This is a genomic window from Pseudomonas sp. GW822-FHT01E03, assembly GCF_058802985.1.
Genome location: NZ_JBXAOQ010000006.1, coordinates 164,676 through 182,137 on the forward strand (window position 1 = coordinate 164,676; position 17,462 = coordinate 182,137).

At 61.3% G+C, this 17,462-nt stretch carries 16 protein-coding genes; 11 read left to right on the plus strand and 5 right to left on the minus strand.

The window, feature by feature from the left end; translation table 11 throughout:
• Window positions 1-55: 55 nt before the first annotated feature.
• Window positions 56-970 carry an alpha/beta hydrolase gene (locus AC1RP7_RS14070; RefSeq protein WP_218495024.1) on the plus strand — a complete coding sequence of 305 codons (915 nt, stop codon included), beginning with the start codon at window positions 56-58 and terminating at the stop codon, window positions 968-970.
• Complete coding sequence (locus AC1RP7_RS14075) at window positions 967-1,296, plus strand: PA3694 family proteiin (protein ID WP_102669805.1); 330 nt, start codon at window positions 967-969, stop codon at window positions 1,294-1,296. The genes AC1RP7_RS14070 and AC1RP7_RS14075 overlap by 4 nt, the downstream gene beginning before the upstream one ends.
• A gap of 138 nt (window positions 1,297-1,434) precedes the next feature.
• Here the strand turns inward: AC1RP7_RS14075 and lptF are convergent, their stop codons facing one another.
• The 3 genes from lptF to AC1RP7_RS14090 all read right to left on the minus strand — a co-directional run bounded on the left by lptF (window position 1,435) and on the right by AC1RP7_RS14090 (window position 3,365).
• A complete protein-coding gene (lptF, locus tag AC1RP7_RS14080) occupies window positions 1,435-2,232 on the minus strand; it encodes a lipotoxin F family OmpA-related lipoprotein LptF (RefSeq protein ID WP_349733527.1) in 798 nt (265 codons plus the stop codon).
• A gap of 45 nt (window positions 2,233-2,277) precedes the next feature.
• On the minus strand, window positions 2,278-2,691 hold the full coding sequence (locus tag AC1RP7_RS14085; RefSeq protein WP_090453344.1) for a DUF4398 domain-containing protein: 414 nt from the start codon (window positions 2,689-2,691) through the stop codon (window positions 2,278-2,280).
• A gap of 329 nt (window positions 2,692-3,020) precedes the next feature.
• Window positions 3,021-3,365: a hypothetical protein gene (locus AC1RP7_RS14090; RefSeq protein WP_056721034.1), complete on the minus strand. Its 345-nt coding sequence runs from the start codon at window positions 3,363-3,365 to the stop codon at window positions 3,021-3,023.
• Window positions 3,366-3,567: 202 nt separating this feature from the next.
• On the opposite strand from AC1RP7_RS14090, the gene ppc reads away from it, so the two are divergent.
• The 6 genes from ppc (at window position 3,568) to AC1RP7_RS14120 (ending at window position 10,181) form a co-directional block, all read left to right on the plus strand.
• Window positions 3,568-6,198 carry a phosphoenolpyruvate carboxylase gene (gene ppc, locus AC1RP7_RS14095; RefSeq protein ID WP_493181992.1) on the plus strand — a complete coding sequence of 877 codons (2,631 nt, stop codon included), beginning with the start codon at window positions 3,568-3,570 and terminating at the stop codon, window positions 6,196-6,198.
• Window positions 6,199-6,486: 288 nt separating this feature from the next.
• Window positions 6,487-7,134: an adenylate kinase gene (gene adk / locus AC1RP7_RS14100; protein ID WP_057716198.1), complete on the plus strand. Its 648-nt coding sequence runs from the start codon at window positions 6,487-6,489 to the stop codon at window positions 7,132-7,134.
• A gap of 94 nt (window positions 7,135-7,228) precedes the next feature.
• Window positions 7,229-7,903, plus strand: coding sequence for a tRNA (adenosine(37)-N6)-threonylcarbamoyltransferase complex dimerization subunit type 1 TsaB (gene tsaB, locus AC1RP7_RS14105; protein WP_057716197.1), 675 nt, complete (start codon window positions 7,229-7,231; stop codon window positions 7,901-7,903).
• Window positions 7,904-8,159: 256 nt separating this feature from the next.
• On the plus strand, window positions 8,160-8,465 hold the full coding sequence (locus AC1RP7_RS14110; RefSeq protein WP_057716196.1) for a hypothetical protein: 306 nt from the start codon (window positions 8,160-8,162) through the stop codon (window positions 8,463-8,465).
• Window positions 8,465-9,325 carry a DUF72 domain-containing protein gene (locus AC1RP7_RS14115; RefSeq protein ID WP_493181993.1) on the plus strand — a complete coding sequence of 287 codons (861 nt, stop codon included), beginning with the start codon at window positions 8,465-8,467 and terminating at the stop codon, window positions 9,323-9,325. The genes AC1RP7_RS14110 and AC1RP7_RS14115 overlap by 1 nt, the downstream gene beginning before the upstream one ends.
• A gap of 34 nt (window positions 9,326-9,359) precedes the next feature.
• Window positions 9,360-10,181, plus strand: coding sequence for an isocitrate lyase/PEP mutase family protein (locus AC1RP7_RS14120; RefSeq protein ID WP_493181994.1), 822 nt, complete (start codon window positions 9,360-9,362; stop codon window positions 10,179-10,181).
• Between the two features lie 22 nt (window positions 10,182-10,203).
• Here AC1RP7_RS14120 and AC1RP7_RS14125 read toward each other — a convergent pair whose 3' ends face one another.
• Entirely contained in the window at window positions 10,204-10,824 is a 621-nt protein-coding gene (locus AC1RP7_RS14125) for an energy transducer TonB (RefSeq protein WP_349733518.1), read from the minus strand.
• 93 nt (window positions 10,825-10,917) lie between these two features.
• Between AC1RP7_RS14125 and AC1RP7_RS14130 the strand changes: the two genes are divergently transcribed.
• Window positions 10,918-11,700, plus strand: coding sequence for a class I SAM-dependent methyltransferase (locus AC1RP7_RS14130; protein WP_150812883.1), 783 nt, complete (start codon window positions 10,918-10,920; stop codon window positions 11,698-11,700).
• Window positions 11,701-11,812: 112 nt separating this feature from the next.
• On the opposite strand, the gene AC1RP7_RS14135 is transcribed toward AC1RP7_RS14130, so the two are convergent.
• Window positions 11,813-12,451, minus strand: coding sequence for a TetR/AcrR family transcriptional regulator (locus AC1RP7_RS14135; RefSeq protein ID WP_057716191.1), 639 nt, complete (start codon window positions 12,449-12,451; stop codon window positions 11,813-11,815).
• Window positions 12,452-12,544: 93 nt separating this feature from the next.
• On the opposite strand from AC1RP7_RS14135, the gene AC1RP7_RS14140 reads away from it, so the two are divergent.
• On the plus strand, window positions 12,545-13,645 hold the full coding sequence (locus tag AC1RP7_RS14140) for an efflux RND transporter periplasmic adaptor subunit (RefSeq protein WP_057716190.1): 1,101 nt from the start codon (window positions 12,545-12,547) through the stop codon (window positions 13,643-13,645).
• A 6-nt stretch (window positions 13,646-13,651) separates the two neighbouring features.
• The gene (locus tag AC1RP7_RS14145; RefSeq protein WP_057716189.1) at window positions 13,652-16,717 is read left to right on the plus strand and encodes an efflux RND transporter permease subunit; all 3,066 of its coding nucleotides are present in this window, start codon (window positions 13,652-13,654) and stop codon (window positions 16,715-16,717) included.
• The last annotated feature ends 745 nt before the right edge of the window (window positions 16,718-17,462 follow it).

The window sequence follows — 17,462 nt, forward strand, 5'->3', positions numbered from 1 at the left end:
GCTCGCTCCCACAGGGGATTGTGTTCCAATCCATTATTTCGCGAGGTTTCACCGGATGAGAATCCTCGGCATCGTCTGCCTTCTCCTGGCCCTGAACGGTTGCAGCTCGCTGCTGTTCTACCCCGAACCCGGCCAGTTGTTCACGCCGGAAAAGGCCGGGCTCGAATACCGCACCGTCACCTTGAACACCGCCGATGGCCTCAAGCTGAACGCGTGGTGGCTGCCGGTGAAGCAGGGTGTCGAGGTCAAAGGCACGGTGCTGCACCTACACGGTAACGGCGGCAATCTGCCAATGCATCTGGGCGGGAGTTGGTGGTTGCCGGAACAGGGCTATCAAGTGCTGCTGGTGGACTATCGCGGTTATGGCTTGTCCGAAGGCAAACCCAGCCTGCCGGCGATCTATCAGGACATCGATGCGGCGTTCAAATGGCTCGACCAGGCCCCCGAGGTCAAGGGCAAGCCGCTGATCCTGCTCGGCCAAAGCCTTGGCGGTTCGATGGCTGTTCACTACCTCGTTCAACACCCCGAGCGGCAGAAACAACTCAAGGCTTTTGTCCTCGACGGCGTGCCCGCCAGTTATCGCAGTGTCGGCCGGTATGCGCTGAGTAATTCATGGGTGTTCTGGACGTTCCAGGTGCCGCTGTCGTGGCTGGTGCCGGATGGCGACAGCGCGATCAACTCCATGACGCAACTCAAGGACGTGCCGAAACTGATCTACCACAGCATCGACGATCCGATCGTGCCTCTTTCCAACGGCATCCGACTGTATCAAGCTGCGCCGCCGCCGCGGGTGCTGCAACTGACCCGTGGCGGTCATGTGCAGACGTTCGCCGACCCGGTCTGGCGCAAGGTCATGCTGCGTTATCTCGATGACCCGCAACATTTCAACGGCCTGCGCCGCCTGGGTGAAATCCCCAACTACCCGGCGCCCCCGAATTCAGAAGATGAACCACCAGAGAGTCCGCAATGAGTGAAGAACGCAACGCCATCCCGCTGATCATCACCGGTATCTGCAGCATCCTCGGCACCGTCGGTGCCCTGTGGTGGTACGGCTACCTGCACTTCGCCAAGCCCGAGGATGCGTTGCTGCTCAGCGACTTCACCATGCTCAAGACCGTGCCGGGCGAGGACTACAAGGTTTCCCTGGCGCCGGCGGCCCAAGTGGCCCAGTGCATCGATGGCGTGCTGGTGCTGTTCGACACCGAACAGAAAGGCCTGACCGGCGTGCTGGTCGACAGCAAGAAAAAAGCCGTGCGCTGCATGGGGCAGGAGACGCCGCAGAAGCTGGAGCCGTAACGCGATTCTGGCTGGCAATAAAGAACCAATGTGGGAGTGAGCTTGCTCGCGATGGCGGTGTAGCAGTCAACATGGATGTTGAATGTTATGGACTCATCGCGAGCAAGCTCGCTCCCACAGGTTTTGCATTGAGGCAAATTACTGGGTGTAAGAGCTAACCGCCGAACGCGGAATCACCGGTTGGTTATCGTTGGAAATCGTCACTTCCACCCGACGGTTCATCGCCCGGCCCGAAGTGCTGCTGTTATCCGCCACCGGATACTCCTTGCCGTAACCCTGGGCGACGATACGCGCAGGATCAACACCCATCTTCACCAGTGCCGCACGCACGGAACCCGCGCGACGTTCCGACAGCGACTGGTTGTGCGACGCCGTACCGGTGCTGTCGGTATAGCCCTCGACAATCACTTTGCGCTCGGGGTTTTCCTGTAGGTACTGCGCCAGTTTGTTGATGTTCGCCAGGCCGTTGGATTTCAGCTCGGCCTTGTCGGTGGCGAACAGCACATCACCGAAGGTCACCAGTGTCCCGCGATCGGTCTGCCTGGCGTTGAGGCTGTCCTTCAACTGTTTGATCTGCTGATCACGGGCGTCGAGGCGCGCCTGAGCCCGTTGCGCCGAGGCATCTTTCAGGCTGGCCTCGGCGGTGCGCAGGGCGATGGTCTGCTTGGCCACTTCGACGCGCTGGTTGGTCAAATAGGCAAGCTGGTCGACCGTGGTCACGTCCTCCTTGTCCCTGTAGGCCTTATCGGCCTTGTCCAGATAGTCGCTGGCTTCCTTGGTTTCCAGGGCCGCAACCTTGGCCGCTTGCGGATCGGTTTGCAGGCCGGTGTAGTTGGTGCGGGCCTGTTCGAGGTTGGCGTTCGGTGGTGTGGAGCAGGCTGCCAGGGTTACGGTGACAGCCAGCAGGGCAGGGATCATCAATTGATTGGATTTCATGATTTCGTCCTTTTAGTCGAGTGGGAATGCGTGGTGCCGCGCCGCTTACTGAACGGTGCGCTGGCTTTCCTGACGCAATTCCTGAACGCCTTTCTGCGCGTCCTTCACTGATTGTTCGGCCTTCATCGCCTGGGCCTTGCGCTCGGCCACGCGAGCGTCCCACTCGGCCTGTTCGGCGAGCATCCGGGCCTGGTCGTATTTTTTGTCGTGCATGGCGATTTCGGCTTGCTTGAGCTTGTCCTGGGCCGACTTCATTTCCACGGCGGCGAACTCGGTGCCGCCGGCGCTCACGGCGTCGTTGACGGCCGATTGGGTGACAGCGTACTGCTCGGTCGGCGGGTTACCGGCGCAGCCGGCCAGGACCAGGCTGCTGCCCAGGGCCAACGCCGCCAGTCTGAGGCTACGCGAACAGGTGAATGAGGGACTTCCGATTCGGGTTTTCATGGTCTTCAACTCCATTGGGCCAGTTCCTGAAAAACGTCGAAGTCCACCCTGGGCAGGGCGCTGAAACCATCAATTGCGGGGTATTTTGAAACGCTCGTCCCAGGCGTGGTTACTTGGGTTGACCCGAGGCTTTTTTTGAAAGTTCAGAGAATTTAGCCGGCTATCGAAAAACCTGGATCGAGTCGACAGCGCCCTATCGGGCAGGAGAAGCGCAATTTTTTGAATTGGCACACGGGCTGATGTGGGAGCGGGCTTGCTCGCGAAAGCGGTCTATCAGTCAACGTAGATGTCGAATGTTAAACCGCTTTCGCGAGCAAGCCTGCTCCCACAAGTTCTGTGGAAAATCAGTGTTTCTGTTTGTCCTCAGGCACCGACAAATCGTGCAAATGCCGACGGGACAGCGCCAGAAAGCGCGGGGTCGGCCCAATGTCTTCGTACAGCGGATCGCCTTCTTCATCGGTGGCGACCACGGTTGTGCCCTTGACGTACGGGAAGCTTCTTTCCAGCTCTTCCAGTGCGGCGCCGATCAGATCGCCGAGCAGTTCTTCAGGATGCCGTTTGGGATACATCTCGACGAGCGCGGCCAGGCGTGCGGCAGACTCCACGTCCAGATGAATCGAGTAGCCGGTGTCGGTCAGGCGACCCTTGGCGTTTTCTTCCCAGTGGTGGGCAAGCTCGCGGATTTTCATATTGACCTCATTGCGCTCCCGCTCGTGGCAGGCAGAGTGAGTGTCCGGCATTGGCCGGCGACAACCGTTGTACGGCTTACCGTTCAGACTAGCCTCAACAGGCAAGGTTTACAGTCCCTTCGTCGTCTTGCTTGTAAGAACCTGTCTGGGGCGGCACTCTCTTGTTTCTTAGCCGCCCGGATTTTTTGCTGGAGACCTGCTGATGACCGATATTGATGCACGCTTGCGCGAGGACGTTCACCTGTTGGGCGAGCTGTTGGGCAACACCATTCGTGAACAATATGGCGACGGTTTTCTCGACAAGATCGAGCAGATCCGCAAAGGCGCTAAGGCTGACCGGCGCGGCTCCATGGACGCCGAGCTCAGCGCCAGCCTCAATCAGTTGACCGAAGACGAGTTGCTGCCGGTGGCGCGGGCGTTCAACCAGTTCCTCAACCTGGCCAACATCGCCGAGCAATATCAGTTGATTCACCGTCGCGAGGAATCCCGGGAGGCGCCGTTCGAAGCCCGGGTGCTGCCGGAGTTGCTCGCGCGCCTGCGCGCCGAAGGGCATGGCGCCGACGCGCTGGCCCGGCAACTGGGCCGGCTGGAGATCGAGCTGGTACTCACGGCGCACCCTACCGAAGTTGCACGCCGCACACTGATCCAGAAGTACGACGCCATCGCCGCGCAACTGGCGGCTCAGGATCACCGTGACCTGACCAGTGCCGAGCGCGAGCAGATCAAGACCACCTTGCAACGCCTGATCGCCGAAGCCTGGCACACCGAGGAGATCCGCCGCACGCGCCCGACGCCGGTGGACGAAGCCAAGTGGGGTTTCGCGGTGATCGAGCATTCGCTTTGGCAGGCCATTCCCAATTATCTGCGCAAGGCCGATCAGGCCCTGTATGCCGCCACTGGCCTGCGCCTGCCACTGGAGGCGGCACCGATTCGCTTTGCCTCGTGGATGGGCGGCGACCGCGACGGCAACCCGAACGTGACGGCGGCGGTGACCCGAGAGGTTTTACTGTTGGCGCGCTGGATGGCGGCCGATTTGTACCTGCGCGATGTCGATCGCCTGGCCGCTGAGCTGTCGATGCAGCAGGCCAGCGATGAATTGAAAGCCAGGGCGGGAGACAGCGCCGAGCCCTACCGGGCAGTGCTCAAACACCTGCGCGAACGCCTGCGGGCAACGCGTAACTGGGCACATGCCGCCTTGTCGACGTCCGCACCGGCACCGATCGATGTGTTGCAGGACAACCGCGAACTGCTCGATCCACTGGAGCTTTGCTACCACTCCCTGCACGAGTGCGGCATGGGCGTGATCGCCGATGGGCCGTTGCTCGATTGCCTGCGTCGGGCAGTGACATTCGGTCTGTTCCTGGTTCGTCTGGATGTGCGCCAGGACTCGTCGCGACACACCGCCGCGATGACCGAAATCACCGACTACCTCGGCCTGGGACGCTACGAGGATTGGAGCGAGGAGGAGCGCATCGCCTTCCTGATGCGCGAATTGAGCAATCGTCGGCCCTTGTTGCCGAACTACTTCAAGCCTTGCGCCGACACCGCCGAGGTGCTGGCGACCTGCCGGGAAATCGCCGCTGCGCCGCCGGCATCCCTCGGTTCCTATGTGATTTCCATGGCCGGTGCGGCTTCCGATGTACTCGCCGTGCAATTGCTGCTCAAAGAGTCCGGCGTGTTGCGGCCGATGCGTGTGGTGCCGCTGTTCGAAACCCTGGCCGACCTCGACAACGCGGGGCCGGTGATCGAGAAGCTGCTGCTGTTGCCGGGCTATCGCGCACGCCTGCAAGGGCCGCAGGAAGTGATGATCGGCTACTCGGATTCGGCCAAGGACGCCGGCACCACCGCGGCGGCCTGGGCGCAGTACCGGGCGCAGGAGCGACTGGTGGATATCTGCCGCTCGCACGACGTCGAGCTGCTGTTGTTCCACGGTCGCGGCGGCACGGTGGGGCGTGGCGGCGGCCCGGCCCACGCGGCGATCCTGTCGCAGCCACCGGGTTCGGTGGCGGGGCGTTTCCGCACCACCGAACAGGGCGAAATGATTCGATTCAAATTCGGCCTGCCGGACATCGCCGAGCAAAACCTCAATCTGTACCTGGCCGCCGTGCTTGAGGCGACCTTGCTGCCTCCGCCGCCACCTACGCCCGAGTGGCGGCATTTGATGGACGAGTTGGCCGCAGACGGTGTCAGCGCCTACCGCGCCGTGGTGCGGGAAAACCCGCAGTTCGTGGAGTACTTCCGCCAGTCCACGCCGGAGCAGGAGCTCGGCCGTTTGCCGCTGGGCAGTCGTCCGGCCAAGCGCCGGGCCGGGGGGATCGAAAGCCTGCGGGCGATCCCGTGGATTTTCGGCTGGACCCAGACGCGCCTGATGCTGCCGGCCTGGCTGGGTTGGGAGGCGGCCCTGAGCAAGGCGCTGGAGCGTGGCGAAGGCGAACTGCTGGGGCAAATGCGCGAGCAGTGGCCGTTCTTCCGCACCCGCATCGACATGCTGGAAATGGTCCTGGCCAAGGCCGATGCCGACATTGCACAGTCCTACGATGAGCGTCTGGTAGAGCCGAATCTGTTGCCATTGGGTGCGCACTTACGCGACCTATTGTCGCAGGCGTGCACCATCGTTCTCGGCCTGACCGGGCAGTCGCAGCTACTGGCACATAGCCCAGCGACCCTTGAGTTCATCCGCTTGCGCAACACCTACCTCGACCCGCTTCATCTATTACAGGCCGAGTTGCTGGCCCGTTCAAGAGTGCAGGACGTGGCGCAGGGCAGCCCGGTAGAACAGGCCTTGCTGGTGTCTGTGGCGGGGATTGCCGCCGGTTTGCGCAACACCGGCTAAGGTCTTTGCCATGGGGGCAGGCGTCCGGCAGGTGAGCCGGATGCCGCCGTTTGACGGGTGCAAAAGTGCTGCCAGGCGACAGTTAATGACGGGGTTGCGACTTGGGAAACTGTGCGCAATGGTCGCAGGAGGCAGCGGTTTCTCCGACTTTTGGCGTCTTGTGTGGGCGCAGCCTGCTGTGTATCTTGATCAGCCTTTGACCGTTTGGGCGGTCACGACCCTATTTTTGAGATTGGCCCCACGAGGCGAATCTGACGTTATCCATATAAAAAATTGAGGAGCACATCGATGCGCGTCATTCTGCTGGGAGCTCCCGGGGCCGGTAAAGGTACTCAGGCACAGTTCATCACCGAAAAATTCGGCATTCCGCAAATCTCCACCGGCGACATGTTGCGTGCAGCGGTCAAGGCCGGCACCGAGCTGGGCATCAAGGCCAAGAGCATCATGGATGCCGGTGGCCTGGTGTCCGATGACCTGATCATTGCACTGGTCAAGGACCGCATCGCCCAGTCCGACTGCGCCAACGGTTTCCTGTTCGATGGCTTCCCGCGCACCATTCCCCAGGCTGAAGCCCTGGTGACTGCAGGCGTCGAGCTCGATGCCGTGGTTGAAATCGCCGTTGAAGACGAAGAAATCGTCCAGCGTATCGCCGGTCGCCGTGTTCACGAGGCCAGCGGCCGCGTGTACCACATCGTCTACAACCCGCCGAAAGTGGCTGGCATTGACGACGTCACCGGTGAAGAGCTGGTGCAGCGCAAGGACGACACCGAAGAAACCGTGCGTCATCGCCTGTCGGTCTACCACTCCCAGACCAAGCCGCTGGTGGACTTCTACCAGAAGCTGTCGGCTGCCAATGGCAAGCCGAAGTACAGCCACATCGAAGGCGTCGGTTCGGTTGAAGCGATCACCGCCAAGGTGCTTGCAGCCCTGAGCTGAAAAGTCTGACCCGCTGCATCATCCACGGCCCGCTTGCGGGCCGTAGTTGTTTATACTGACGCACTTTTTTCTGATCTCTCTTGTGGATACATCGATGAGCACCTTGCTGGCCCTGGACACCGCGACTGAAGCTTGCTCCGTTGCCTTGCTGCATGACGGCAAGGTCACGAGCCATTACGAGGTGATCCCGCGCCTGCACGCGCAGAAGCTGTTGCCGATGATCAAGCAATTGCTGGCCGATGCGGGCACCACGCTGCAAGCGGTCGATGCCATTGCGTTCGGCCGTGGCCCGGGCGCCTTCACCGGTGTGCGCATCGCCATCGGCGTGGTGCAAGGCCTGGCGTTTGCCCTGGATCGCCCGGTGCTGCCGGTGTCGAACCTGGCCGTGCTGGCGCAACGTGCGCTGCGCGAACACGGCGCCACGCAGGTCGCCGCCGCCATCGATGCGCGCATGGATGAAGTGTATTGGGGTTGCTACCGCGAAACGGCCGGGGAAATGCGCCTGGTGGGGGCGGAAGCGGTACTGCCGCCGGAGTCCGCTGCATTGCCGGCCGATGCTGGCGGCGAATGGTTCGGCGCAGGCACCGGTTGGGGCTATGGCGAGCGTATCGCCGTCAGCCTGAGCGGGCAGGACGCTGGCATGTTGCCCCACGCGCAAGACTTGCTGACACTGGCGCGATTTGCCTGGGCGCGCGGCGAGGCGATCGTGGCCGATGAGGCGCAGCCGGTGTATCTGCGCGATAAAGTGGCGACACCCAAGGCGCGGTAATCTACTGGACCGGGGTGCTCCCATCGCGAGCAAGCTCGCTCCCACAGGTTTTGTGTTGGGCTCAATGTCTGGAGCACCGAAGACCCTGTGGGAGCGGGCTTGCCCCGCGATGGCGATCTATCGGACGCAGCCAATCGTCATTTTCTAATCCGGCTTTTAAACCTTTTGCCTTTTATGTGTTCTAGTTATCACTCGGCGGTTTGCGAAGTGGATATTGCGCCACTAAACTGCCATCACTGATTCCGAGTATGCACTTATGCGTATAGACGGCGTTTCCTCTCAGTCCTACCCCATCAAGCGCAAACCCCGCAAAGGCCGCGTGGTGGAAGACGACGCCATTGATATCGAAGGCGAGCTGGAATTCCCGACTGAAGAGCAACTGGCTGCCCGTGCCGCCAAAGCCTCTGCGCAAAAACTGAGCAATCTTCCCGCTCGTCAGCAAGACATGATTTACCACCGTGCCATGAGCAAAAGCGTGGCGACAGCCCTGGCCAGCTACCTGAGCACCGCCGGTTTCGTCGATTGGGAAGCGGATGTGCTGGGTCTCGACCTGTACATCTGATGTTGCTGCCGTATTACCTCGGTTGCCCATCCTGGAGCGAAAACGCCTGGCGCGACTACCTGTATCCGCCGGACGCCAAACCCGCCGACTTTCTTGATCTCTATTGCCAGGTTTTCAATGCCGTGGAAGGCAACACGACCTTCTACGCGAGCCCGGCTGCCAGCACCGTGCAGCGTTGGGCCGAAACCATGCCCGAACATTTTCGCTTCACTGCCAAGTTTCCCGGCGAGATCAGCCACGGTGGCGATCTGCGCGAGCAACTGACCGCCGCCGAAACCTTCCTGCAATTGCTCAGCCCTCTGGGTGAACGGGTGTCGCCGTTGTGGTTGCAGTTGTCGAAAAGCTTCACGCCCCAACGTTTGCCTGAGCTGGCCGGATTTATCGATGCCCTGCAGCGACCACTGGCCGTTGAAGTGCGGCATGACGAGTTTTTCGCCAAGGGTGACAGCGAACGAATGCTCAACCGGCTGCTGCTGGATCGCGGTGTCGAACGCATCTGTCTCGATCCCCGTGCGCTGTTCAGTTGCACCTCGACCAAGCCTTCGGTGCTCCACGCCCAGTCGAAGAAACCCCGTGTGCCACCGCGGCCGGCGGCATTCACGCAATTTCCGCAGGTGCGTTTTATCGGCCATCCGACGCTTGAGGCCAACGATACGTTCCTGGAACCATGGGTCGAGAAAATCGCGTTATGGATCGAAGAAGGTCGTACGCCGTACATCTTCCTGCACACGGCCGACAACCTGCTGGCCGCGAAACTGGCGCAGCGTTTTCACGCCCGGCTGATGCTGCGTTTGCCTGGCTTGCCGGCGCTGCCTGAGCTATACAGAGAGCCCGTCGCCGAGCAACTTGGCCTGCTCTGAGGCGGATTCTTTCCCCTCTTCAGGAGCCTGCCCAATGGATGCGCAAACCCTTCGAGCCCAGGCGTTCAAAGCCCTTCACGAACGCCCCGGGGCATTTGTGATTCCCAATCCGTGGGATGCCGGTTCGGCAAAAATGCTTGCCAGCCTCGGCTTCGAGGCGCTGGCGACTACCAGTGCCGGTTATGCCTTTTCCCAGGGGCGTGCCGATGGCGGATTGACCCTCGACGATACCCTGATGAACGTTCAGGCGATTGTCGCCGCCACCGACCTGCCGGTTGCCGTCGACCTGGAAAACGGTTTTGCCGACAACCCGGCTGATTGCGCCAAAAGTATCTTGCGCGCGGCAGAGGTCGGAGCGGTCGGCGGTTCGATCGAAGATGCCACCGGCCGCGAAGAAGGCCCGATCTACTGTTTTGAACATGCCGTGGCGCGCATCGAAGCCGCTGTGGCTGCCGCTCGCAGTCTGCCGTTCCACTTTACGTTGACTGCCCGGGCGGAAAACTTCCTGCACGGCAATCCCGATCTGGCCGACACCATCCGCCGTTTGCAGGCATTCGCCGAGGCCGGTGCCGATGTGCTCTACGCACCGGGCCTGCGCAGTGCCGAGGATGTGCTGGCGGTGGTGCGCGCCGTGTCGCCAAAACCGGTGAATGTGTTGATGTCGGGCGGCTTGAAGTTGACGGTCGCGCAGTTGGGTGAAATGGGCGTCAAACGTATCAGCGTCGGTTCGGCGCTGGCCTTGGCGGCCTATGGCGAATTCTTCCGCGCCGCCGAAGAAATCCAGACGTCAGGCACGTTCGGTTTCACATCCCGGTCGATGCCGTATCAGAAGGCGAATCAGTTTTTTAAAGGTTGAGGGAAGAGGGCGCGGCTGAGGTTCAGGCGGCGATGCGCAGGTTCTGCAGGATGATCGGGCGCGCCCAGCCATTGTCGAAATCGAGTTGTTTCTGCTGCTCCACCCGTTCTTCTGGCGAGAACGGCGGGAACGGCTTGTCGAGCAGCTCGAGTTCGAACTCGGCGATGGGCAGGTGCAGCGGACGCGGTTGCGGGGCAGGGCCAGCTTCTGGCAGCGGTTGACCGGCGTTCAATACGATCGGGCGAACCCAGCCGCTTTCGAAGTCCTGCTGTTTTTGCTGGGCGACGATTTCGTTCGCCGGGAACGGTGGGAACGGCTTGTCCGCCAGGTCCATTTCGAATTCGGCAATCGGCAGGAACAGCGGCTCGGGCGGGCGGATTACGTTGTCCTTCACGTCGCATTCACGCTGGGACACGATGTGGGCCAGCAGGTCGCTGCCGACCGTGGGTTCAACAGGGCTTTCGAGATCGACCGGTGGAAAATTCAGAGACTCAGGTAGCACTTCACCCGACTGTTCGGCCAGCGCTCGGGCAAAGAAATCCTGCCAGATGTGGCTGACGCCGCTCAGTGCCTGGGTGTTTCGCAGGTTGTAGTCGCCGTAGGGCGAGATAAAACCTGTGATTGTGGGTTGAATGTCTGACATTTCTCTCGGTAGACGCTCAGCTCTGGCAAAATGCTCGATAGTTTTGTTATCGGCAGTTTTTGCCGATCATTAATTTTTTGAGCGTGTTTTCCGATGATTGATCAACCTGCGGCCTGCCGCATCCATGTCCAGGCCCTCGACGCGGCTTTCGAGCCACAAGCCTTGCAATGGGCCGAGCGCCTGGGCTTGCCAATGCAAGTAGCGGACGGCGAATTTGCCTTGCAGGTGGGTGACATGGGCTTGCAGCTGCAACAGCTGGGGCCGGATGCGCCGGGGCCGGTGCGGGTGGACTTCGTCGAGGGTGGTGCGGCCCATCGCCGACTGTACGGCGGCGGCAGTGGGCAGATGATCGCCAAGGCTGTTGGCGTCGCCCAAGGCGTGCGCCCGCGGGTGCTGGATGCCACGGCGGGGCTGGGCAAGGATGCGTTCGTGCTGGCCAGCCTCGGTTGCGAGATGAGCCTGATCGAGCGTCAGCCGCTGATCGGTGCCTTGCTGGAAGACGGCCTGGCCCGTGGCGCGGAAGATTTCGACGTGGCGCCGATCGTGGCGCGCATGCGCTTGCTCAAGGGCAATTCGATCGAGGTCATGCGCAACTGGGAGGGCGAACCGCCCCAGGTGATCTACCTCGACCCGATGTTCCCGCACCGCGAGAAAACCGCGCTGGTGAAGAAGGAAATGCGCCTGTTCCGGCCGCTGGTGGGCGATGACCCGGATGCGCCGGCATTGCTCGAAGCCGCGTTGGCCCTGGCCAGCCACCGGGTGGTGGTCAAGCGTCCGCGCAAGGCACCGTGCATTGAAGGGCCGAAGCCGAGTCATGCGCTGGATGGCAAGTCCAGTCGGTATGACATCTATCCGAAGAAGGCGCTCAAGCCGTAGGACCGAGTCGCCCCAATCGCGAGCAAGCTCGCTCCCACAGGTACGGTGAAAACCTTGTGGGAGCGAGCTTGCTCGCGATGGCGTCAGTTCAGACACCAACAATCCATCAGGCTCACTCAGGCCGATAAGCCCGCATAAACAACCCCACCACCTCCCGCACATGGCTCTCCGCCTCTTCGCCAACCGGCGGCTCGCCGCAGCCATACAGCAAACGGAAATTCCCGGCGCCCTTGAGCAGGCAGAAGAAGTGCTCGGCCGCGTTGTGCGGCTTGTCGATGCGCAGCACACCACTTTCGTCGATCTTGCTCAGCAGGCGCTCCATGCCATGCAGCATGCGCTGCGGCCCGGCCTCGAAGAAGATTTGCGCGAGTTTCGGATCCTGGCTGCCCAGGGTCATCATCAAGCGGTGCAGGTTCACTGATTCATCACTGTTGATCAGTTGATGAAAACCGCGCGCGATGTTCAGCAGCACGGTTTCCACGGCCACGCCTTCCGGCAGTTCGAAGAACAGCGGTGGCAACTGTTCCTCGCACTTGGCCATCACGGCGGAGGAGAACAGCGTCTCCTTGTCGTTGAAGTGGCTATAGACCGTCAGCTTCGACACGCCGGCCTCGGCCGCGACGGCATCCATGCTGGTATTGGCATAACCCTTACTCAGAAACAGCACTTTCGCTGCATCGAGAATTGCCTGGCGCTTGACCAGGTCCTTGGGTCTGCCTGGGCCATTGGGTGCTGAAAGATTGTTTGGCATATTCGTTTTTATTACTGGACTGGTGAGTTTGCTATTAATAACATACTGCTCAGTATAATTATTCAAAGCACCATTAGCGAAAGGTCCTTCACCATGTTCCGCTATGCCTTGTCCCTCGCGTTGCCAGTCACCCTGGCTTTTTTATTGTCTGCGTGTGGTCATGAAGAGGCGCCGCAAGTCAGCGTGCGTCCGGCCATGGTGGTCCAGCCAGAGCCTTCGGCGCAGGCCATGGAAAGCTATCCCGGTGAAGTTCGCGCGCGGTATGAACCGGATCTGGCGTTCCGCATCGGCGGCAAAGTCAGCCGACGACTGGTCGAGGAGGGGCAGCGGGTCAAGGCCGATCAACCCTTGGCGGAGCTCGACCCCCAGGACGTGCGGCTGCAACTGGAGGCCACTCGCGCTCAGGTCGCAGCCGCCGAAGCCAATCTGAACCTGGTGCGATCCGAGCGTGATCGCTACAAGACCCTGATGGAGCGCCAACTGGTCAGTCGTTCGCAATACGACAACGCCGAAAACCTCTACCGTTCCGGTGAAGCGCGCCTCAAGCAAATCAAAGCCGAATTCAACGTTTCCAATAACCAGGCCAGCTACGCCGTGTTGCGTGCGCCACAGGACGGCGTCGTGGCCAAGCGCCTGGTGGAAGTCGGGCAAGTCGTGGCAGCCGGGCAAACGGTGTTCACACTGGCAACCGATGGCGAGCGTGAGGTCTTGATCAGCCTGCCGGAGCAGAACTTCGGCCGTTTCAAGGTCGGTGAGCCGGTGTCAGTGGAACTCTGGACCCAGCCCGACCAGCGTCTCGCCGGGCGCATCCGTGAATTGTCGCCCTCAGCCGACCCCAAGTCGCGTACCTTCGCGGCGCGTATCGCCTTCAAGACCGGCACTGTGCCTGTCGAACTGGGCCAGAGCGCCCGAGTGTTCGTGCAGGCCGCCGACGTGGTTCCACTGTCCGTTCCGCTGTCTGCGCTGACGGCGGAAAACGGCGTGACCTATGTCTGGGTCGTCCGCGCCAACAACACCTTGCAAAGGACCCCGGTGCGGGTCGGTGCCTTCGGCGAAAAAACCGTACCGGTGCTTGAAGGGCTCAGCGCCAGCGACTGGGTGGTGGCCGCCGGTGTTCATGTGCTTCTCGAAGGGCAGCAGGTGCGCCCGGTGGATCGCTCCAATCGCGTGGTCAATCTGGCGGACAAGGAGTAAGCCCCGATGCGCTTCAACGTTTCCGAATGGGCGCTGCGTAATCGCCAGATCGTCCTGTTCCTGATGCTGTTGCTGGCCATCGTCGGCGCACTTTCCTACACCAAGCTCGGCCAGAGTGAGGACCCGCCGTTCACCTTCAAGGCCATGGTGATTCGCACCAACTGGCCGGGGGCGACCGCCGAGGAAGTCTCGCGTCAGGTCACCGAACGCATCGAAAAGAAACTGATGGAAACCGGCGAATACGAACGCATCGTGTCGTTCTCCCGCCCCGGCGAATCCCAGGTGACCTTCATTGCGCGCGACTCCATGCACTCGGTGGAGATCCCGGAGCTCTGGTATCAGGTGCGCAAGAAGATCAACGACATCCGTCATACCCTGCCGCCGGGGATTCAGGGACCGTTTTTCAACGATGAATTCGGCACCACTTTCGGCAATATTTACGCCCTGAGCGGCGAGGGTTTCGACTACGCCGTGCTCAAGGATTACGCCGACCGCATCCAGATCCAACTGCAACGGGTCAAGGATGTGGGCAAGGTCGAGCTGCTGGGGTTGCAGGACGAGAAAATCTGGATCGAACTCTCCAACGTCAAGCTCGCCACCCTCGGCTTGCCGCTGGCGGTCGTCCAGCAAGCCCTTGAAGAACAGAACGCGGTATCGACGGCAGGTTTCTTCGAAACCAGTAGCGAGCGCTTGCAGCTACGGGTGACGGGGAATTTTCAAACGGTCGACGAGATCAAGAACTTCCCGATCCGGGTCGGTGATCGCACCTTCCGCATCTCCGACGTGGCTGACGTGCGCCGTGGTTTCAACGATCCACCGGCGCCGCGCATGCGCTTCATGGCGCAAGACGCCATCGGCCTGGCGGTGGCAATGAAGAACGGCGGTGACATCCTGGTACTGGGCAAGGCGCTGGAAATCGAGTTCGCCCGCATACAGAAAAACCTCCCGGCCGGCATGGAGTTGCGCAAAGTCTCCGACCAACCGGCGGCGGTGAAGACCGGTGTTGGTGAGTTCGTGCAAGTGTTGGTCGAGGCGCTGGCCATTGTGTTGCTGGTGAGCTTCTTCTCCCTTGGCGTGCGCACCGGCATGGTGGTGGCCCTGGCGATTCCGCTGGTGCTGGCGATGACGTTCGCGTGCATGTATTACCTGGGCATCGGCCTGCACAAGATCTCCCTCGGCGCGCTGGTACTGGCCCTGGGTTTGCTGGTGGACGACGCGATCATCGCCGTGGAAATGATGGCGATCAAAATGGAGCAGGGCTTCGACCGGGTCAAAGCGGCGAGTTATGCCTGGACCAGTACCGCGTTCCCGATGCTCACCGGTACGCTGATCACCGCGGCCGGCTTCCTGCCGATTGCCACGGCGCAATCGGGCACTGGCGAATACACCCGCTCGATCTTCGAGGTGGTCACCATCGCGCTGTTGGCGTCGTGGGTGGCCGCGGTGGTCTTCGTGCCGTACCTCGGGGAAAAACTCCTGCCGGACCTGGCGAAGATTCATGCCGCCAAACACGGTGCCGGCCAACCCGATCCCTATGCCACGCCGTTTTATCAGCGCGTCCGGCGTCTGGTGGAGTGGTGCGTGCGCTGGCGCAAAACGGTGATCCTGGCGACCGTGCTGTTGTTCATCGCTTCCATCGTGCTGTTCAAGTTTGTGCCGCAGCAGTTCTTCCCGGCATCGGGTCGCCTGGAGCTGATGGTCGATCTGAAACTGGCCGAAGGCGCTTCGCTGAGCAACACCGCCGACGAGGTCAAACGTCTCGAAGCACTGCTCAAGGACAAGGCCGGGATCGACAATTACGTGGCCTATGTCGGTACCGGTTCGCCACGATTCTACCTGCCGCTGGATCAGCAACTGCCGGCTGCGAGCTTCGCCCAGTTTGTCGTCCTGGCAAAAACCATCGAAGAACGGGAAGCCCTGCGCACCTGGTTGATTTCAACCCTTAACGAGCAATTCCCGGCACTACGTTCGCGGGTCACGCGTCTGGAAAACGGTCCGCCGGTTGGCTACCCGGTGCAGTTCCGCGTGACCGGGGAGCACATCGAGGAGGTGCGGGCGCTGGCGCGCAAGGTCGCGGCCAAGGTTCGCGAGAACCCGCATGTGGTCAATGTCCACCTGGATTGGGAAGAACCGAGCAAGGTGGTGTACCTGAACATCGATCAGGACCGTGCGCGGGCGCTGGGCGTGAGCACGGCCAACCTGTCGAGGTTCCTGCAAAGCTCCCTGACCGGTTCCAGTGTCAGTCAGTACCGTGAAGACAACGAGTTGATCGAGATCCTGTTGCGCGGCACCGTGCATGAGCGCACCGAGTTGTCATTGCTGCCGAGCCTGGCGGTACCGACCGATAACGGGCGCAGTGTCGCGCTGTCGCAGATCGCGACCCTGGAATACGGCTTCGAGGAGGGCATCATCTGGCACCGCAACCGCCTGCCCAACGTGACGGTTCGCGCCGACATCTATGGCAAGGAGCAACCGGCGACGCTGGTGCAGCAGATCATGCCGACCCTCGATCCGATTCGCGCCGAACTGCCGGATGGCTACTTGCTGGATGTCGGCGGCACGGTGGAAGACTCGGCGCGGGGACAGAATTCGGTGAAGGCCGGCGTGCCGTTGTTCATCGTGGTGGTGCTGACCTTGCTGATGCTGCAGCTGCGAAGTTTTTCGCGCACGGCGATGGTGTTCCTGACGGCGCCGCTGGGGTTGATCGGAGTGACGCTGTTTCTGTTGGTGTTCCGCCAGCCCTTTGGTTTCGTGGCCATGTTGGGGACTATCGCCTTGTCCGGGATGATCATGCGTAACTCGGTGATTCTGGTGGATCAGATCGAGCAGGATATTGCGGCGGGGCTCAAGCCTTGGCAGGCGATCATCGAGGCGACGGTGCGGCGGTTCCGGCCGATCGTGCTGACGGCGCTGGCGGCGGTGTTGGCGATGATTCCGTTGTCGCGCAGTGTGTTCTTTGGGCCGATGGCGGTGGCGATCATGGGGGGGTTGATCGTTGCTACGGCGTTGACGCTGCTGTTTTTGCCTGCCCTTTATGCCGCCTGGTTTCGGGTTCGCAAAGAGTCGGTTTGACCTTGGCGGCCTTCGGGCCGACCAGGCTGTTTTTTGATGGTGTACATATCCATTCCTGCGGTAACGGCCACTGGCGGTTTCGCCCTTACGGCGAGTCCCTTTTGGCAAGCGCCCCAAAAGGAACCAAAAGGTCTCGCCCCGAACGTCCGGCCCCTCGCCAAGGCTCGGGGTTCCTTCGCTGCGGTATTCATCCGGGGGCATTGCCCTCCGGTCGGCTTCGCTTCGACCTACATGCAATGAGTTCGACTGCGTCGAACGGCGCTGCGCGCCAATCCCCGGATGAACACCTCCACTCAGCCTCCCGAGGGGGCGGGTGGATCAAGATCAAAAGCTGCAGGCGAGCTAACGCTCGACCTGATGAGTGGTGAAAATCAGTGGGTGTACGCCGACCCATTGTGGGAGCTGCCTGCTCGCGAAGGCGGCCTGACAGCCGACCTGTTTCTACCGGATGTACTCGGTCAAATTGTGGGAGCTGGCTTGCCTGCGATGGCGGCCTGCCAGCCAACCAATCCCTCACGGATGTACCCGACTCAATTGTGGGAGCGAGCTTGCTCGCGATGGCCGCCCAACAGTCAACAATGTTTTTCGCCCAAGCCAACCATTCAGACCATTCCCACAAGACTTTCAGGTTGCCCGTCGGAAGCACGATCTCTAGCCTTCGCCCGTCGCTGCCAATTCAGTGACCGGGACTGCAAGCCCGCCAATAGTTTGTTAGGCGCCCACTGGCGCACCTATAATCGTGGCG